This window comes from Allobosea sp. NPDC003192 (genome assembly GCF_050275675.1).
Classification (GTDB): Bacteria; Pseudomonadota; Alphaproteobacteria; order Rhizobiales; family Beijerinckiaceae; genus Allobosea.
In genome coordinates, this window is the sequence record NZ_JBNNPK010000008.1 from 192,032 (window position 1) to 209,339 (window position 17,308).

Genomic DNA, 17,308 nt, shown 5'->3' on the forward strand with positions numbered 1-17,308 from the left:
GATCAGTTCTCCCGCAGCGACAGGTCGAGGTTCTGTCCCTTGCCCGGCTGGCTGCCGCGCAGGGTCAGCGCCACCCCGCTTTGCTGGCTGGTGATCGTCAGCGTCGCCGGCGGGTTCGGGCGCACGCTCTCCGCCGTCTCGTTGAAGGCGAGCGTCAGCCGCTGGCCTTGCCGCTTGCCGGAGAGGCTCGCCACCGTGCCGGTGCTCTCCCTGAAGGTGCCGGCATAGCGCCCGCTCTTCGGATCGTGGCGCAGCTCGATCTTGATCGTGGCGCTGAGGATGGCCGCGGTGGTGCAACTGCCATCGAGGCTGAGGCGGGAGCCCTGCTGGTCGCCGTTGAACGTGCACGTCAGCGAGCGGCGGCTGCCGCCGGCGTTCTGGAGCGTGCCATTGCCGCTGAAGCGGCCCTCCAGCGAGCCGAGGAATGTCGTCTCGCCGCCGGCTTCCTGTTCGGCCAGTCCCGGCGTAGTCAGCATCAGCGCCGCCGCCGCGGCGAACGCCTTCGCCATATGATGTCCTGTCATGATCGACCCTCCTGCCGGCTAAACGTCTCAGGAGCGATTTTGATCGATGCGGATGCGCGATCATCGATCGGAGAGAGCGTCGAGTGCCTCCTTGAAAAACCGATTGCATTTCGAAACTGGTTTCGTTAGACAGGCACTGCTTGCAGATCGCAAGCGGTTTTGAAGCGCCGAACCGGCGCCGACATGGAGGATGTGATGGCCAAGGTGATCGTCTGGAACCTCGTGACGCTGGACGGCTATTTCGAGGGCAAGGAAAAATGGGATCTCTCGTTCCACAACGACGCCTGGGGCGAGGAGCTCGATGCGCTCAGCAAGGAATTCGGCCAGCGCGCGCAATGCCTCGTCTTCGGCCGTGTCACCCATGACGGGATGAAGGCCTATTGGGCCTCAGCCGAGGCCAACGAGGACAGCGAGGTCACGCGCTATATGAACGCGCTGCCCAAGCTCGTCGCCTCGCGCAGCGTTCAGAGCTCGGACTGGAACAACACCCGCGTCACCGCCGATATCGTCGGCGAGATCGCCAAGCTCCGGGCCGCGCCAGGCAAGGACGTGTTGGTTTTTGGTAGCGCGGAACTCTGCGACACGCTGCTGAAGAAAAAGCAGGTCGACGAGTTGATGCTGGCAGTGGTGCCGGTGCGACTCGGCGCGGGCACGCTGTTCTTCAAGGGCGGCAGCGAGCGCCAGAAGCTCGATCTGCTGGAAAACCGGCCGCTCAAGAACGGCACGGTGATCCTGCGCTACGCGCCGGTAGGTTGAGTGTGCGCCGGCCCGGCTGCGGAGGGGCGCGACTAGCCCTTCCGCACCATCAGCACCGCCGCCAGGATTGCGACGCCGCCGAAGGCCTGGGCGGGGGAGGGCTGCTCGGCGAAGATCGCCCAGGCGGCGAGCACCGAGACCAGCGCCGGCCAGACCATCACCAGTGAGGCAGCGTTCGCCCCGTAATGGCCGAGCGCCAAAGTGATCAGGCCCTGGCCCATCGCATGTGAAACGAGGCCGAGCGCGGCGACGGCAAGCCAGCCGGTCAGGCTCTGCGGCAGGATGGTCTCGTTAAGGCCGAATGCGGCGACAAGGCAGAACACCGCGCAGATCGCGCTGGAGATCAGCCCGATGCGGCCGGCCGCGGCGCGATTGCGGGCGCGGCGGACGGCGAGGATATAGGCCGCGTAGGAGAAGGCGGCGCCGATCGCGAGGCCGTCACCGAGCATGCCGCCAGTGAGCGGTGCCGCCGCGCCGAGCTTCGGCAGCACCAGCATGCCGGCGCCGCCGATGGCGAGCAGCAGCGCGCCGAGGATGCGCCGGGTCGGTTTCTCGCGGAACAGCAGCCAGCCGCCGAGGATGACGCCGACCGGCGAGAGATTGCCGAGCAGCGAAGCATTGGCGATCGAGGTGAAGCCGAGCGAGGCATTGTAGAGCACGACGTCGACGCCGAAGGCGAGACCGGCGAGCGCGATCGGCAGCATGGCGCCGGGCCTCACGCCCTCGGGCCGGCCGCGACGGTCCTCCAGCGCCATCCAGGCGGCGAGCACCGGCAGCGCAAAAGCCATGCGCCAGAAGCCGGCAGCGGCCGGGCCGACATCGGCAAAGCGAACGAAGATGCCGGAGAAACCGATACAGGTCGCGCCGAGCAGCAGCACAAGGAACATGCCGAGCGCCGGCGCGGCGGGCCGATCGGGCATGGAGAGGCTCGGGGCGGACATGGGGCAGGCTTTCGGGTGTGATTTCAGTAGCCCTCATCCTGAAGAGCCGCGCAGCGGCGTCTCGAAGGATGCTTCAGGAGGCAAGGGAACCATCTGGAGCATCCTTCGAGATGCGATCTGCGATCACTCCTCGGGATGAGGGCTGTTCTATTGCCCCAGATATAAGGCGCTTTCAGAAATCGGAAAAACGGATTATCCTGATTTATCTATTGGCTATTCCGATGGAGCGATGATGTCGACCCATCTCGATCTCGATGCGCTCGCCATGCTCGTCGCCGTCGCTGAGACCGGTGGCTTCACAGCTGCCGGGCAAAAGCTTGGTCGCACGCAATCGGCGGTCTCCGGCCGCATCCAGGATCTCGAGGCCATACTCGGCAAGCAGTTGCTGGAGCGCTCGCGCCGCGGCGTCACGCCGACCGAGGCGGGCGAGCGCCTGATCGCCCAGGCGCGCCGCTTGCTCTCGATCGAGCGCGAAGCCAGGGCGGAGCTCGACGGCGACAAGGCGGTAGGCCGCCTGCGCATTGGCCTGCCCGACGACTATGTCGACGCGTACCTCAGGCCGCTGATCGTGCGCTTCGCCGAGGAGCATCCGCGCGTCGAGATCGAGGTGCATTGCGAGCTCTCGAAGCGGATCGAACCGGCGGTGGCGGCCGGCGAGCTCGACCTTGCAGTGATCACCCAGGATCCCGGCCGGCCCAAGGGCGAACGCCTTCGGCGGGAGCCGCTGGTCTGGGTCGCGGCGCGCGGCCATCGACCGGAGCTCAGCGAGGTGCTGCCGCTCGGCCTGTTCAATGAGGGCTGCCGGGCCCGCCCGCGCATCCTGAACGCGCTGCAGGCGGCCGAGCGGCCGCACCGGCTGGTGTTCTCGTCATCGCATATGGCCGGCTTGCTCTCGGCGGTCGAGGCGGGGCTCTGCGTCACCGCGATCACTGAGAGCGCGGCGCCTGCCTCTTTGCGTCGCCTGGAGCCGTCCGAGAATCTGCCTGTTCTGTTCGAGCTTTCGGTCGCACTGGTGATCGCGCCGCAGGCCGGCATCGCGGCGCGCCATTTCGCACAGGCGCTGCGCGAGGCGATGGCGGCGCCGCGGCTGGTGGCCTGAAACGTCGGACTAGACCGCGATCCGCTCCGGCTCGTCGGCGTCGAAGCCGGTCTCCTTGGCGAGGATGCGCTGCATCCTGGCCTCGTCGAGCGAGTTCTCCCATTTCGAGACGACGATGGTGGCAACGCCGTTGCCGATCAGGTTGGTGAGGGCGCGCGCCTCCGACATGAAGCGGTCGATGCCGAGGATCAGCGCGATCGAGGCGACCGGGATATGGCCGACCGTGGCGAGCGTCGCCGCCAGCACGATGAAGCCGGAGCCGGTGACGCCGGCGGCGCCCTTCGAGGTCAGCAGCAACACGGCGATGATGCCGATCTCCTGCGACAGCGAGAGATCGGTGTTGGTCGCCTGCGCCAGGAAGACGGCGGCCATGGTGAGATAGATGCAGGTGCCGTCGAGATTGAACGAATAGCCGGTCGGGATGACCAGGCCGACCACGCTCTCCTTGCAGCCGAGATGGGTCATCTTGGCGATCATGCGCGGCAGCACGCTCTCGGAGGAGGAGGTGCCGAGCACGATCAGCAGCTCCTCCTTGATGAAGGCGATGAACTTGAGGATCGAGAAGCCGGTCAGCCGTGCGATCGTGCCGAGCACCAGGAAGATGAAGATCAGGCAGGTCGTATAGAACGAGGCCATGAAGGAGCCGAGCGAGAGCAGGGTCCCGACGCCGAACTTGCCGATGGTGAAGGCCATGGCGCCGAAGGCGCCGATGGGGGCGGCCTTCATGATGATGCCGACGATCTTGAAGAAGATCTGGGCGATGTCGTCGATGAAGTGCAGCACCGGCTTGCCGCGCTCGCCGAGCATCTGCAGGCCGAAGGCGAAGAGCAGGGCGAAGAACAGCACCTGCAGGATTTCGCCATTGGCGAAGGCGCCGACGACCGTCTCCGGGATGATATTCATCAGGAAGGCCAGCGTGCTCTGGTCATGCGCCTTGGAGGTGAAGGCGCTGATCCCGGCGGTGTTGATTGTCGAGGGATCGACGTTCATGCCGGCGCCAGGCTTCCAGAGGTTGACCACAACGAGGCCGACGATCAGCGCCAGCGTGGTGACGGCCTCGAAATAGATCAGCGCTTTCAGGCCGACGCGGCCGACCTTCTTCATGTCATCCATCGAGGCGACGCCGTGCACGACGGTGAGGAAGATGATCGGGGCGATGATCATCTTGATCGCCTTGATGAAGGCGTCTCCCAGCGGCTTCATCGCTTCGCCGGTCTGGGGGTAGAAATGGCCGAGCAGCACGCCGATGGCGATCGCGGTCAGCACCTGGACATAAAGATGGGTCCACCATGGGCCCTGATGGCCCCGCATGACCTCTGCCGACGTGGTCGCCATGGCCGCTTCCCCTTGCTGGCGCGCCTGTTGTGCAGCGCGTCAGTAAAGGGCTACGCCCATTCCGGGAGAGCAGCAAGCGTGGGTTGAGGCTCGTCGATCACGGGAAAGCGAGAGCCCTCTCCCGTTCAGGAGAAGGCTCTGCCCATCACTCCGCCGCCTGCGGTTTCAGTACGCCACGGCGGATCTGGTCTTCCTCGATCGACTCGAACAAAGCGCGGAAATTGCCCTCGCCGAAGCCGTCATCGCCCTTGCGCTGGATGAACTCGAAGAAGATCGGTCCGACCACGGTGGCCGAGAAGATCTGCAGGAGCACCTTGCTCATCCGGCCTGCCTTGTCGCCGAGCGCGACCGCGCCCTCGCCGTCGATCAGGATGCCGTTCTGCTTCAGGCGGGCGACCGGCTCGCCATGGTTCGGCACGCGGCCGTCGACCTTTTCGTAATAGGTCTCGGGCGGCGAGGGCATGAAGGGCAGGCCATTCTGGCGGAGCTGCTCGACGCTGGCGTAGATGTCGCGCGAGCCGAGTGCGACATGCTGGATGCCTTCGCCCTTGTACTGGCGCAGGTACTCCTCGATCTGGCTCTTGTCGTCGAGGGATTCGTTGATCGGGATGCGGATCTTGCCGCAGGGCGAGGTCAGCGCCCGCGAGATCAGGCCGGTCAGCTTGCCCTCGATGTTGAAGAAGCGGATCTCGCGGAAATTGAAGAGCTCGCCATACCAGTCGGCCCAATGGTCCATGCGGCCGCGCATGACGTTATGGGTGAGGTGGTCGAGATAATACATCCCGGCCTGCTCGGGATGCGGGTCGCTCTCGCCGATCCATTCGAAGTCGACATCGTAGATCGAGCCCTTCTCGCCATAGCGGTCGACGAAATAGAGCAGCGAGCCGCCAATGCCCCTCACCGCCGGGATCTGCAGTTCACCGGGGCCGACCTTGCTCTCATAAGGCTCGGCGCCGAGCGACACGGCGCGCTCGAAGGCGTGCTTGGCGTCGACGACGCGGAAGGCCATGGCGCAGGCGCAGGGACCGTGCTCGGCGGCGAAGCCCTGCGCGAAAGACTCAGGCTCGGCATTGACGATGAAATTGACGTCGCCCTGACGATAGAGCGTGACCTTCTTGGAGCGATGCTTCGCAACCTTGGTAAAGCCCATGGTCTCGAACAGCGCGCCGAGCTTCTCCGGCTCGGGGTGAGCATATTCGACGAACTCGAAGCCGTCCGTGCCCATCGGATTGGCGGCGGAAATGGCCGGCGGGGCGGAATCGTGCGGGAACGGTCCCATATGCGTCCTCCTGAAGATGTGGTTGGCTGATCCTCGCGCATTGGTGAGGCAAAAGGTTTGCAAAATTCCGTATTGTCGGATTGAATTTGCACGAAACGTGCACGTAAGTGCTGGAAGGCTCACGGAATGCTGCAGCTCGACGCTTTTGACTGGCGCCTGCTCGAAGCGCTCCAGCAGGATGCCTCGCTGACCAATGGCGCGCTCGCCGAGCGGGTCGGACTCTCCGCCAGCCAGGTCTCGCGGCGACGCCAGGCACTGGAAAATTCGGGTGCCATCCGCGGTTATCGCGCGCTGATCGATCCGGAGGCGATCGGGCTTTCCGTCACTGTCTTCATCCATGTCGCGCTCAATACCCATTCGCGCGACAATGCCCGGCGCTTCCGCGATCTCGTGAAGCTGACGCCCTCGGTGCTGGAAGCGCATGCGCTGACCGGCGAGGCCGACTACATGCTGAAAGTGGCGGTCGGCGATCTCAAGGAACTGGCGCGCCTGGTCAACGAGGTGTTGCTGCCGCATGAGAGCGTGGCGCGGGTGCGCTCTGAGATCGCGCTGGAGACGCTGAAGGAGCCGGGACTTTTGCCCTTAGCGATGGGGTGAGATTGCCCCTTCCGCCGATGCTGCAGCGCGCTATAACTCGTCCATGGTCGTTCTCAACCGCATCTATACCCGCACCGGCGACGACGGCACCACGGCGCTCGCCACCGGCGCGCGCCGGGCCAAGTTCGATCTGCGCGTCTCCGCCTATGGCACCGTCGATGAGACCAATGCCTGCATCGGGCTGGCGCGGCTGCATTGCGCCGGCGAGGATCCCGAACTCGACGCGATGCTCGGCCGCATCCAGAACGATCTCTTCGATCTCGGCGCCGAGCTCGCCTCGCCCGACACCGGCGAGAAGCCAGCCTGGGAGTCGCTGCGAATCGTGCAGGCGCAGGTCGACCGGCTCGAGGCCGAGATCGACCAGCTCAACCGGCCGCTCGGAACGTTGCGTTCCTTCGTCTTGCCGGGCGGAACGCCGGGCGCCGCCCATCTGCACCTTGCCCGCACGGTCAGCCGCCGGGCCGAGCGGCTGATGGTCGAATTGTCGCAGGGCGAAGGCGAAAGCGTCGCCCTGCCGGCGCTGAAATTCATCAACCGGCTCTCGGATTTCCTCTTCGTCGCCTCGCGCCACCTCAATGCCAGGGCTGGGGGCGACGTGCTCTGGACGCCCGGCCAGAACCGCTAGAGCAGGATGCGAAAAAGTGGGAACCGGTTTTTCGCAGAGATCCTGCTCTAAACTCTCAGAATCGATTACGTTTGATGGTTTTGGATCGATGCGATCCAAAACCATCGTGATCTAGTCCATGTTCGTCCCGCTGCATGACGGCGTGCCGATGCGCTTCATCCGCGTCGCCTACGTCACCTATGCGCTGATCGCGCTCTGCATCCTGCTGCGTCTCATGTTGATGCACTGGACCAGCGAAGCGAGCGAGGTCGCGATCCTGGCTGGCTTCGGCACGATTCCCGCGGTGCTGTTCGGCGAAGCGCAATTGCCGCCGGAACTGCTCAAGGCGCCGCCCTGGCTGACGTTGATGACCGGCATCATGCTGCATGCCAGCTTTGCCCATCTGGTCGGCAACATGCTGTTCCTCTGGGTCTTCGGGGACAATGTCGAGGATGCGATGGGGCATTTGCGCTTCCTCGTCTTCTTCGTGCTCTGCGGCATGGCCGGGGCAGTATTGCACGCGCTGATGAATCCCGAATCGGAGCAGCCGCTGATCGGCGCCTCTGGTGCGATCTCCGGCGTGATCGCCTCCTACCTTATGCTCTATCCGCGCGTGCGCGTCTGGGGGCTCGCCTTCAAATGGATCCCGCTGCACATCCCGGCGATGTATGCGCTCGGCGCCTGGATCCTGTTCCAGCTCGTCTCGGCGCTGTTCGACCAGCAGGGCGCCGTCGGCTGGTGGGCGCATCTCGGCGGGCTCGGCGCCGGGGCGGCGCTGACGCCGCTGCTGATCCGGCGTGAGCTGCGCCTGTTCGGTCGTGGCGTGCGGGGGCTGCCGTGAGTTTCATGGCGTTGACAAGCGCAAATCCCCGTCGCTACGGTCCGTCCGCATTTCAGCCGGGTGCCGCGATGCTGGCCGTCGCTTGGCCGGCGGATCGGCATCAGATCGCATCTCTCCACAACCGGTGACGCCCTTATGAAGATACTTGTGCCAGTGAAGCGCGTGGTCGACTTCAACGTTAAGATCCGGGTGAAGGGCGACGGATCGGGGGTCGAGCTGGCCAATGTGAAGATGTCGATGAATCCGTTCGACGAGATCGCCGTCGAAGAGGCGCTGCGGCTCAAGGAAGCGGGCAAGGCGACCGAGGTGATCGTGGTCTCGGTCGGCCCGGCGCAGGCGGCCGAGACGATCCGCACCGGCCTCGCCATGGGCGCCGATCGCGGCATCCTGGTGAAGACGGATGCGCCCGTCGAGCCGCTCGCCGTCGCCAAGCTCTTGAAGAAGATCGTCGAGCAGGAGACGCCGGAACTCGTCATCCTCGGCAAGCAGGCGATCGACGACGACTGCAACCAGACCGGCCAGATGCTCGCCGCTTTGCTCGGCTGGCCGCAGGGCACGTTCGCCTCGAAGGTGGTTCTGGACGGCGGTTCGGCTGACGTTACCCGCGAGGTCGATGGCGGCCTGCAGACGGTTGCGCTCAAGCTGCCGGCGATCGTCACCACCGATCTTCGCCTCAACGAGCCGCGCTATGCTTCGCTGCCCAACATCATGAAGGCGAAGAAGAAGCCGCTCGACGAAACCACGCCGGAGACGCTCGGCGTCGATGTCGCGCCGCGCCTCAAGGTGCTGAAGACGGCCGAGCCGGCCGGACGCTCCGCCGGCGTCAAGGTGGCCAATGCCGCCGAACTCGTCTCCAAGCTCAAGACTGCCGGGGTGCTGTGATGACGACCCTTCTGCTCGCCAAGCACGACAACAAGGCCCTCAACGAGGCCACCCGCAAGGCCCTGACCGCCGCCAAGGATCTCGGCGCGCCCGTGCATGTCCTGGTCGCCGGCCACAATGCCAAGGCCGTCGCCGAGGCCGCTGCCAAGCTCGACGGCGTCGAGAAGGTGCTGCTCGCCGACGATGCGTCCTATGAGCATCGCCTCGCCGAGCCGCTGGCCGCGCTGATCGTTTCGCTCGCGCCTGCTTACGACGCGCTGGTCGCGCCCGGTACCACCACCGGCAAGAACGTGATGCCGCGCGTCGCAGCCTTGCTCGACGTGATGCAGGTCTCGGAAGTTACGAAGGTCGTCTCCGCCGACACCTTCGAGCGGCCGATCTATGCCGGCAACGCCATCCAGACGGTGCAGTCCGCCGACGCCAAGAAGGTGATCACCGTGCGCGGCGCCTCCTTCCAGGCGACCGGCGACGGTTCCGCCAGCGCCCCGATCGAGGCCGTTTCCGCTGCCGCGAACCCCGGCACCTCCTCCTTCAAGGGCGAGGAAGTCGCCAAGTCCGACCGGCCGGAGCTGGCCTCGGCCAAGATCATCGTCTCGGGCGGGCGCGCGCTCGCCTCGGCCGAGAACTTCGCCAAGGTGATCGAGCCGGTGGCGGATCGCCTGGGCGCCGCCATGGGCGCCTCGCGCGCCGCGGTCGATGCTGGCTACGCCCCGAACGACTGGCAGGTCGGCCAGACCGGCAAGGTCGTCGCCCCCGAGCTCTATGTCGCGGTCGGCATCTCCGGCGCGATCCAGCACCTCGCCGGCATGAAGGATTCGAAGGTCATCGTCGCCATCAACAAGGACGAGGAGGCCCCGATCTTCCAGATCGCCGATTACGGCCTCGTCGGCGACCTCTTCGCCATCATGCCCGAGCTTGAGAAAGAGCTCGAAAAGGCCGGCAAGTAAGCGGAAGTTAAGTCGCGCCGCGGGCGGCCATGAGCCGCTCGCGCCAGCTCCCTCGGGAACAGAAGCGTCACATGGATCACCAGATCAAGACCGTCGGCATCATCGGGGCCGGGCAGATGGGCAACGGCATCGCCCATGTCGCCTCGGTCGCGGGCTTCGACATCAGGCTGCACGACATCGCCGAAGACCGCATCAACGCGGCACTGGCGACGATCGACGGCAATATGGCTCGGCAGGTCGCCAAGGGTGCCATTGCCGACGAGGACCGCCGCACGGCGATGAGCCGGATCGTCTCGGCGCCGAAGCTCGAGGATCTCGGACCGTGCGACCTCGTGATCGAGGCAGCGACCGAGAGCGAGGAGGTGAAGCGCAAGATCTTCACCGCCGTCTGCCCCCATCTGCGGCCTGACGCGATCCTGGCTTCGAACACATCGTCGATCTCGATCACGCGGCTTGCGGCTGCGACCGACCGCCCCGAGCACTTCATCGGCATTCACTTTATGAACCCGGTGCCGCTGATGCAGCTCGTCGAGCTGATCCGCGGCATCGCTACCGACGACGGCACCTTTGAACGCGCCAAGGACTTCGTCGCCGCGCTGCACAAGACGGCGTCGGTCTCCGAGGATTTCCCGGCCTTCATCGTCAACCGTATCCTGCTGCCGATGATCAACGAGGCCGTCTACACACTCTATGAAGGCGTCGGCTCGGTCGAGGCGATCGACACCGCGATGCGGCTTGGCGCGAATCACCCGATGGGCCCGCTCCAGCTCGCCGACTTCATCGGCCTCGACACCTGCCTGTCGGTGATGCAGGTGCTGCATGACGGGCTCGCCGATTCGAAGTACCGGCCGTGCCCGCTGCTGGTGAAATATGTCGAGGCCGGGTGGCTCGGCCGCAAGACCAAGCGCGGCTTCTACGATTATCGCGGCGAAAAGCCGATTCCGACGCGCTAGAATTCGCTCGTCATGCTCGGCTTTGAGCCGAGCATCCCCGAATCCAGTTTCTTCCGCATGATATTCCCGGGTCTGCGCTGCGCTCCGCCCGAGAATGACGGCTGCCGTCTGCCTATTCGCGTCGCAACATCGTCGCTTCACATTCCTGTCGCATCGCGCTTACATTGATGCGTCAGGATTCGTGCGAGCCCAAGAAGCGGAGGCGCGATACGGGTGACGGCGCATGTGATGCATCCGATGGCCTCGCCGGACGGTTGTCCGGCGCTGGTGCTCAACGCCGATTTTCGGCCGTTGAGCTACTACCCGCTCTCCTTGTGGAGCTGGCAGGACGCGATCAAGGCGGTCTTCATGGACCGGGTCAACATCGTCTCCGAATACGACACGGTGGTGCGCAGCCCGAGCTTCAACATGAAGCTGCCCTCGGTGGTCTCGCTCAAGACCTATATCAAGCCCTCGCGCACCCCGGCCTTCACCCGCTTCAACGTCTTCCTGCGCGACCGCTTTGCCTGCCAGTATTGCGGCACGCGCGAGGAATTGACCTTCGACCATGTCGTGCCGCGCTCCAAGGGCGGGCTCACCACTTGGGAGAACGTCGTCGCCGCCTGCTCGCCCTGCAATCTGATGAAGGGCGACAAGATGCCGGCCGCGGTCGGCATGATCCCGATGCAGAAGCCGTTCGCGCCGTCGATCAACGACCTGCACCGCAACGGCAAGCTGTTCCCGCCGAACTATCTGCACGATAGCTGGCTCGACTATCTCTACTGGGATTCCGAGCTGGAGCCGTGAGCTCTCGCCTTTTCATCGCGATCGCGAGCGCGGGTCCGAGGCATCACGCAGCGCATCGCCGAGCAGGTTGAGCGCCAGCACCGTCGCGAGGATGGCGAGGCTCGGGAAGACCGCGAGCCACCAGGCGTCGAGGATGTTCTCGAAGCCCTCGCGGATCATCGCGCCCCAGGTCGGCGTCGGCGGCGGCACGCCGAGGCCGATGAAGCTGAGCGAGGCCTCGGTGCGGATCGCCGAGGCCAGCCAGAGCGAGCTCATCACAACCACGTCCGAGATCATGTTCGGCAGGATGTGGCGGGTCATGATCCGGAACGGGCCGCAACCATAGGAACGGCTGGCCTCGACGAAATCGCGTTGGCGCAAGGTGATCGTCGGGGCGCGGGCGACGCGGGCGAAGGGCGCGACCTCGGTCACCGCGATCGCGATGATCAGGTTTTCGAGACTCGCGCCGAGCATGGCGGCGATCATCAGGCCGAGCAAAAGGGTCGGGAAGGCGAGCAGCACGTCGAGCACGCCCATGACGAGCTGGTCGAAGACGCCGCCGATGTAACCGGCGAGCACGCCGATCGCGGTGCCGACCAGCATGGCGATCAGGATGGCGACGAAGCCGACGAAGAGCGAGATGCGGGCGCCGTAGATCAGGCGCGAGAGCACGTCGCGGCCATAGGAATCGGTGCCGAGCCAGAATTCGGCCGAAGGCGGCTCCAGCCGTGCCACGATGTTCTGCTCGAGCGGGTCGTAAGGCGCGAGCCAGGGCGCGAACAGGGCGATGCAGACGATCAGCGCCAGCAGGACGAGGCCGACCCAGGCGAGCCGGTTCTGCGTGAAGGCGAGCCAGAGGCCGCCGGGCTGGATCGCGACGGGGGTGTCGGCGGCGCTCATGAGTATTTCACCCTGGGATCGACGAGGCCGTAGGCGAGATCGGTCAGCGTGTTCACGACGATCACGCAGATCGCGAAGATGATCATCAGCCCCTGCAGCAGGGTATAGTCGCGTGCATTGAGCGCGCCGATGATCAGCTTGCCGAGGCCGGGCCGGTTGAAGATGATCTCGGTCAGCACGGAATTGCCGATCAGCGTGCCGAAATAGAGCCCGACCACGGTGATGATCGGGATCAGCCCGTTGCGCAGGGCATGGGTGACGACGAGCTGGGCCGGGCCGACGCCCTTGGCGCGAGCGGTGCGGATATAGTCCTCGGTGAGCACGCCGAGCATGGCGGCGCGGGTCACGCGCATCACATAGGCGGTCATGATGATGCCGAGATTGAGGGCGGGCAGGGCCAGTGCCCGCATGCGCTCGGCGAAGCTGCCGGCGCCGCTGGTGTTGCCGAGCACCGGGAACCAGTTCAGCTGGATCGCGAAGACGATCAGCATCAGGATGCCGGAGACGAAGGCCGGGAAGGACAGGCCGACCAGCGAGACGACGCGCGAGACATAGTCGACCCAGCCATTGCGGCTGAGCGCGGCGGCGACACCGAGTGGCAGGCCGAAGAGAAGCCCGATCGTGATGGCGGCGACGGTCAATTCGATCGTCGAGGGCAGGACGAGCAGCACCTCGCGGATGACGCTGCGCCCGCTCGACAGTGACTGCCCGAAATCACCGGTGAGTATCTTGCCGAGGAAGGCGAGGTACTGGACGTGGACCGGCTGGTCGAGGCCGAGTTTTTCCCTGAGCGCGGCGAGCGAGGCGGCGCTGGCCTGATCGCCGAGGATGACCGAGGCGGCATCGCCCGGCACGAGGCGGACCAGCACGAAGATCGCGGTCAGCATCACGAACAGAGTGGGGATGGCGAGCAATATGCGCCTGATAAGATAGCCGATCATGCCACCGCCCTTTCCTGCATCAGCCGCCCCGGAGCGAAGGCGGCGATCTCACGGCGCGTCCGGCCCTCGGTGACGAGCTCGGCCAGGATCGCGCCGACCACCGGGACGAGCTGGAAGCCATGGCCGGAGAAGCCGAAGGCATGGACGAGGCCGGGCGCATTCGGCGAGAGGCCGATGACCGGTATGTGGTCGCGGGTTTCCGCCTCGATGCCGGTCCAGCAGCGGGCGATGCGCACGCCCTGCACGGCCGGGAAAAGATCGCTGGCGGCACGCGCGCCTCGGGCCAGCTGACGGAAATCCACCGTGCTGCGCTCGCGCTCGAGATCGGCCGAGCCTTGCAGGCCGCCGCCGATCACCAGTGTGCCCTGGCCTGCCTGCTTGAAGGAGAGCGCCCGGCCGACGACGCTGACGACGGGATCGAGCAAAGGCGCGAGCCGTTCGGTGACGATCATCATCGAAGCGCGGACGCCGAGCGGGATCACATCGCCGAACAGAGCGGCGAGCCGCCCGGCCCAGGCGCCGGCGGCGTTGACGACCTGGGGCGCGCGGAAGCGTCTGATGCCGCAGACGAGCAGCCAGTCGCCGCCCTGCCGCTCGACGGCCTCGACGCCGCAGCCCTCGGCGATGACGACGCCTTCCGCCTCGCAGGCGCGGCGGAAGGCGGCGATGGTGCGGTGCGGGTCGGCGGCGCCGTCGCGCCGCGCCACCAGCGCCCCGATGCAATGCGGGCTCAGCGCCGGCACGAGGCGGCGTAGCTCGGCGGCGTCGATCAGCTCCTCATGGCTGTAGCCGAGGGCGCTGGTGCGCGCCTGCCGCTCGATCAGGGCTGGCATGTGTTCGGCCTTCTCCGCGACGCGCAGCTGCCCATGGGCGTGGAAGCCGCAATGATCGCCGACGATCGTCTCGATCCGGTGCCACATCGCCATCGCTTCGAGCGAGATCGGGATCTCGGCGATGTCGCGGCCGAGGGTGCGCACGCCGGCTGCGGTGGCGCCGGAGGCGTGGCGACCCGTCCAGCGCCGCTCGACCAGCGCGACCTTGCGGCCGGCACGGGCGAGATGCAGCGCGGCGGAAAGGCCATGCAGCCCGCCGCCGACCACGATGACGTCGAATGCGGCCTCGCTCATGCCGCCGGCTCCTGCTCGTCGAGGCTGGCGAGCTCGCCGAGCGTCACCGGCTTCAATGGCGGCCTGATCCGGTAGAAGCCGACCTCTTCGACGGAGCGGCCCTGCGCGGCGGCGACGATATGGGCCATGGAGTAGCCGCATTGCCGGCCCTGGCAGGGGCCCATGCCGGCGCGTGTGAAGGCCTTGAGCTGGTTGGGGCCGGGTCGCCCCTCGACGGCGCGGGCGCGCAATTCGCCGGCCGTGACCTCCTCGCAGCGGCAGACCAGCGTCTCGTCGGGCGGCGCATAGAGCTGCGGACGCGGCGCGTAGAACGCATCGAGGAAGGGCCGCAAAGCGAGTGCGCCGGAAAGGGCACTTCGCTCAGGTGCAGCGGCGGTTTCGGCAGTGGCAGTATCGAGCCGGCCGAGCTTCGCCGCGACCCGCAATGCCGCGAGCCGCCCGCGTGGTTCGGCCGCCTCGGCTCCGCCAATGCCGGCGCCGTCGCCGGCGACGAAGATGTTGGCCTGCGAGCTCTCGCCCCAGGCGTCGAGTACCGGGACATAGCAGTGCTGGCCGGCATGCCAGTGCACGGCGCAGCCGAGCGCCAGCGGCGCATGGATGTTCGGCACCACGCCCTCATGGACGAGCAGCACCTCGGCGGCGACTTCGGCCTCGCGCCCGTCTTCCGTGCGGTAGCGCAGGCGCTGGAGGCGGCCATCGCCTTCGGCACGCAGTTCGGTGACATGGCGGATGATCGGCACCCCGGCCCGGCGCAGCGCCAGCGACCAGGACAAGCCTTTCAGGAGATCGCCGAGGCGGCCGAGACCTTGCGGCAGGTGGCGCAGGGCCGCTCCGATACGTCCACGTGGGGTGGTGTCGAGGAAGCCGGCGATGCGGCCGCCCGCGGCCAGAAGCTGGGTCATGTAGAGCAGCGGCAGCGGCCCGCAGCCAGCGATCCAGACCGGCTTCTCCGGCACGGAATCGGCCGTCTTGAGCAGGATCTGCGCGGCGCCGACGGTCAGCACGCCCGGCAGCGTCCACCCCGGGAAAGGCATAGGCCGCTCCTGCGCGCCGGTGGCGAGGATGATCGCCTGCGCCGTCACGATGCGGGCCTTGCCGCCGCGCGTGACGAAGGCGCGGAAGCCCGGCTCGATCTGCCAGAGCTGGCTTTCCGGCTCGTAGAGGGCATCGCAGGCGCGGAAGGCCGCGGCGCGCTCGGCGCCGGACAGGTAGCTCTCGCCGAGACGCTTGGCGCGCGGCGTCGCGGCGACGGTCTCGATGCCGCGCCAAATCTGGCCGCCGGGCGCCGGCTGGTCGTCGACGACGCGGACGGAGAGGCCATGGCGGCGGGCGGTGACGGCGGCGGCCATGCCGGCCGGGCCGGCGCCGACGATCAGGAGATCGGTGTGCTCGCTCATGCCGACAGGCTCCGGCGGCCCTGCTGGCGGGCGATGCGCATGCCGCCCGCGACCGGCGTCAGGCAGCTCTGGACCGAGCCCTGGCCGTCGATCTCGACCAGGCATTCGAAGCACACGCCCATCATGCAATAGGGTGCGCGCGGGCTCTGCGAGACCGGCGTAGTCCGGCTCCAGCCCTCCTGCTGGCGCAGCAGCACCGCGGCGACGCTCTCGCCGAGCTCGGCGACGACGGGGCGCCCGTCGATGAAGATGGTGACCGCCTGCGGCCCCGGATCATGCAGCTTGCGGAACATCGAACCGACTCTGGTGGAAGGGAGAAAAGCGCTCGGGCAGGCTGCCTGCGGCGATGGCCTCGGCCAACTCCTCGGCGTGGAAGGCAGCGAGCGTCACGCCGGAATGGCAGAGGGCGACGAAGGCGCCGGGATGGCTCTGCGACTGCGCATAGATCGGGTAGCTGTCCGGCGTCATGATGCGCAGGCCGGCCCATTGCCTGACGAGGCCGACCTGCGCGAGCGCAGGAACGATCTGCACCGTCTTGCGGCTGAGCCGCGCCGCTGCTTCGCCAGTGGTCGAGACGTCGAAGCCGGGATCGTCCTTGGTCGCGCCGATCATCACCGTGCCTTCGCCGGTCTGGCGCAGGCCGCTTGCCGGCAGCGGCAGGAAGGGCGCGAGCCGCTCGGTGACCAGCACCTGGCCGCGCTCCGGCCGCAAAGGGACATCGAGCCCGACCTGACGCGCCAGCTCCGGCGAGCCGAGCCCGGCGGCGATGACGATCCGCGGCGCCGTGAGCGTCTCGCCGTCGAGCAATAGCCTGAAGTCAGTGCCGGCGCGCTCGATCCGCTGGACGCGGGCGCGATGACGCAGCGCGCCGCCATGGCGGAGGACACCGGCATGGAGCGCCGCCAGCAGCCGCAATGGGTTCGCGTGCCCGTCGCGGCGGCCGAAGCTGGCGCCGGCGACGTCCGGGCCAAGCGTCACCTTGGGCAGCAGCCGTGCCAGCGCCGGGCGGTCGAGCATTTCCCAATCCGGCTCGCCATCGCCGCGCTGGTTATGGAGCCGCAGCAGGTCGATGCGGCGCTTCTCATAGCCTTCTTCGCCCAGGCAGAAGGCGAGCCCGCCATTCTGCTCGTAGGTCAGGTCGATCCCCGTCTCGGCTTCCAGCTGGTCGGTGAAGCCGCGCCAGAGTGCAATGCTGTCTCGGGTCAGGGCCTGATAGGCCGGCATGCCAAGGCCCTTGCCCTGCAGCCAGACCAGCCCGAAATTCGCCCGCGCCGCACGGAAATCGCCATCGTCGCCGTCGAGCAGCAGGACCTTCTGCTGCTTGCGGGCGAGGCCGTAGGCGATGGCGGCGCCGACCGTTCCTCCCCCGATGACGACGATGTCCGGCCGCATGAAATTCCCTTTCGCCCTTTGACGTTAG

General features: G+C 66.8%; 19 protein-coding genes. 9 read left to right on the forward strand and 10 right to left on the reverse strand.

All coding sequences use genetic code 11. The annotated features are described in order from the left end of the window. Window positions 1–2: 2 nt before the first annotated feature. Entirely contained in the window at window positions 3–524 is a 522-nt protein-coding gene (locus tag ACQKLX_RS13480) for a hypothetical protein (RefSeq protein ID WP_427362075.1), read from the reverse strand. Between the two features lie 195 nt (window positions 525–719). Between ACQKLX_RS13480 and ACQKLX_RS13485 the strand changes: the two genes are divergently transcribed. Then, window positions 720–1,280, forward strand: coding sequence for a dihydrofolate reductase family protein (locus tag ACQKLX_RS13485; RefSeq protein WP_427362076.1), 561 nt, complete (start codon window positions 720–722; stop codon window positions 1,278–1,280). A gap of 32 nt (window positions 1,281–1,312) precedes the next feature. Here the strand turns inward: ACQKLX_RS13485 and ACQKLX_RS13490 are convergent, their stop codons facing one another. Then, on the reverse strand, window positions 1,313–2,200 hold the full coding sequence (locus ACQKLX_RS13490; RefSeq protein WP_427362077.1) for a DMT family transporter: 888 nt from the start codon (window positions 2,198–2,200) through the stop codon (window positions 1,313–1,315). A gap of 253 nt (window positions 2,201–2,453) precedes the next feature. Between ACQKLX_RS13490 and ACQKLX_RS13495 the strand changes: the two genes are divergently transcribed. Next, on the forward strand, window positions 2,454–3,320 hold the full coding sequence (locus ACQKLX_RS13495) for a LysR family transcriptional regulator (protein ID WP_427362078.1): 867 nt from the start codon (window positions 2,454–2,456) through the stop codon (window positions 3,318–3,320). Between the two features lie 9 nt (window positions 3,321–3,329). Here ACQKLX_RS13495 and ACQKLX_RS13500 read toward each other — a convergent pair whose 3' ends face one another. Continuing rightward, the gene (locus ACQKLX_RS13500) at window positions 3,330–4,655 is read right to left on the reverse strand and encodes a dicarboxylate/amino acid:cation symporter (protein ID WP_427362079.1); all 1,326 of its coding nucleotides are present in this window, start codon (window positions 4,653–4,655) and stop codon (window positions 3,330–3,332) included. 145 nt (window positions 4,656–4,800) lie between these two features. After that, a complete protein-coding gene (hppD, locus tag ACQKLX_RS13505; protein WP_427362080.1) occupies window positions 4,801–5,934 on the reverse strand; it encodes a 4-hydroxyphenylpyruvate dioxygenase in 1,134 nt (377 codons plus the stop codon). A gap of 126 nt (window positions 5,935–6,060) precedes the next feature. Between hppD and ACQKLX_RS13510 the strand changes: the two genes are divergently transcribed. From ACQKLX_RS13510 to ACQKLX_RS13540, 7 genes are all read left to right on the forward strand, one after another. Continuing rightward, complete coding sequence (locus tag ACQKLX_RS13510; RefSeq protein ID WP_427362081.1) at window positions 6,061–6,531, forward strand: Lrp/AsnC family transcriptional regulator; 471 nt, start codon at window positions 6,061–6,063, stop codon at window positions 6,529–6,531. Between the two features lie 43 nt (window positions 6,532–6,574). Continuing rightward, entirely contained in the window at window positions 6,575–7,156 is a 582-nt protein-coding gene (locus ACQKLX_RS13515; protein ID WP_427362082.1) for a cob(I)yrinic acid a,c-diamide adenosyltransferase, read from the forward strand. Window positions 7,157–7,274: 118 nt separating this feature from the next. After that, window positions 7,275–7,976 (forward strand): rhomboid family intramembrane serine protease, encoded by a 702-nt coding sequence (locus tag ACQKLX_RS13520; RefSeq protein ID WP_427362083.1) that lies wholly within the window; start codon window positions 7,275–7,277, stop codon window positions 7,974–7,976. 135 nt (window positions 7,977–8,111) lie between these two features. Further along, entirely contained in the window at window positions 8,112–8,858 is a 747-nt protein-coding gene (locus tag ACQKLX_RS13525) for an electron transfer flavoprotein subunit beta/FixA family protein (protein WP_427362084.1), read from the forward strand. Next, window positions 8,858–9,805, forward strand: coding sequence for an electron transfer flavoprotein subunit alpha/FixB family protein (locus tag ACQKLX_RS13530; protein WP_427362085.1), 948 nt, complete (start codon window positions 8,858–8,860; stop codon window positions 9,803–9,805). The genes ACQKLX_RS13525 and ACQKLX_RS13530 overlap by 1 nt, the downstream gene beginning before the upstream one ends. Window positions 9,806–9,876: 71 nt before the next feature. Further along, the gene (locus tag ACQKLX_RS13535) at window positions 9,877–10,758 is read left to right on the forward strand and encodes a 3-hydroxybutyryl-CoA dehydrogenase (protein WP_427362086.1); all 882 of its coding nucleotides are present in this window, start codon (window positions 9,877–9,879) and stop codon (window positions 10,756–10,758) included. Between the two features lie 228 nt (window positions 10,759–10,986). Then, complete coding sequence (locus tag ACQKLX_RS13540; RefSeq protein WP_427362138.1) at window positions 10,987–11,544, forward strand: HNH endonuclease; 558 nt, start codon at window positions 10,987–10,989, stop codon at window positions 11,542–11,544. A gap of 12 nt (window positions 11,545–11,556) precedes the next feature. On the opposite strand, the gene ACQKLX_RS13545 is transcribed toward ACQKLX_RS13540, so the two are convergent. The 6 genes from ACQKLX_RS13545 to ACQKLX_RS13570 are packed head-to-tail and all read right to left on the reverse strand — an operon-like array spanning window position 11,557 to window position 17,280. Beyond that, window positions 11,557–12,423 carry an ABC transporter permease gene (locus tag ACQKLX_RS13545; protein ID WP_427362087.1) on the reverse strand — a complete coding sequence of 289 codons (867 nt, stop codon included), beginning with the start codon at window positions 12,421–12,423 and terminating at the stop codon, window positions 11,557–11,559. Next, entirely contained in the window at window positions 12,420–13,364 is a 945-nt protein-coding gene (locus tag ACQKLX_RS13550; RefSeq protein ID WP_427362088.1) for an ABC transporter permease, read from the reverse strand. The genes ACQKLX_RS13545 and ACQKLX_RS13550 overlap by 4 nt, the downstream gene beginning before the upstream one ends. Continuing rightward, window positions 13,361–14,491: an NAD(P)/FAD-dependent oxidoreductase gene (locus tag ACQKLX_RS13555; protein ID WP_427362089.1), complete on the reverse strand. Its 1,131-nt coding sequence runs from the start codon at window positions 14,489–14,491 to the stop codon at window positions 13,361–13,363. Before ACQKLX_RS13555 ends, ACQKLX_RS13550 begins: the two co-directional genes overlap by 4 nt. Next, window positions 14,488–15,888 carry an FAD/NAD(P)-dependent oxidoreductase gene (locus ACQKLX_RS13560; protein ID WP_427362090.1) on the reverse strand — a complete coding sequence of 467 codons (1,401 nt, stop codon included), beginning with the start codon at window positions 15,886–15,888 and terminating at the stop codon, window positions 14,488–14,490. The genes ACQKLX_RS13555 and ACQKLX_RS13560 overlap by 4 nt, the downstream gene beginning before the upstream one ends. After that, complete coding sequence (locus ACQKLX_RS13565; RefSeq protein WP_427362091.1) at window positions 15,885–16,181, reverse strand: (2Fe-2S)-binding protein; 297 nt, start codon at window positions 16,179–16,181, stop codon at window positions 15,885–15,887. Before ACQKLX_RS13565 ends, ACQKLX_RS13560 begins: the two co-directional genes overlap by 4 nt. After that, on the reverse strand, window positions 16,162–17,280 hold the full coding sequence (locus ACQKLX_RS13570) for an NAD(P)/FAD-dependent oxidoreductase (protein ID WP_427362092.1): 1,119 nt from the start codon (window positions 17,278–17,280) through the stop codon (window positions 16,162–16,164). The genes ACQKLX_RS13565 and ACQKLX_RS13570 overlap by 20 nt, the downstream gene beginning before the upstream one ends. Window positions 17,281–17,308 lie beyond the last annotated feature (28 nt).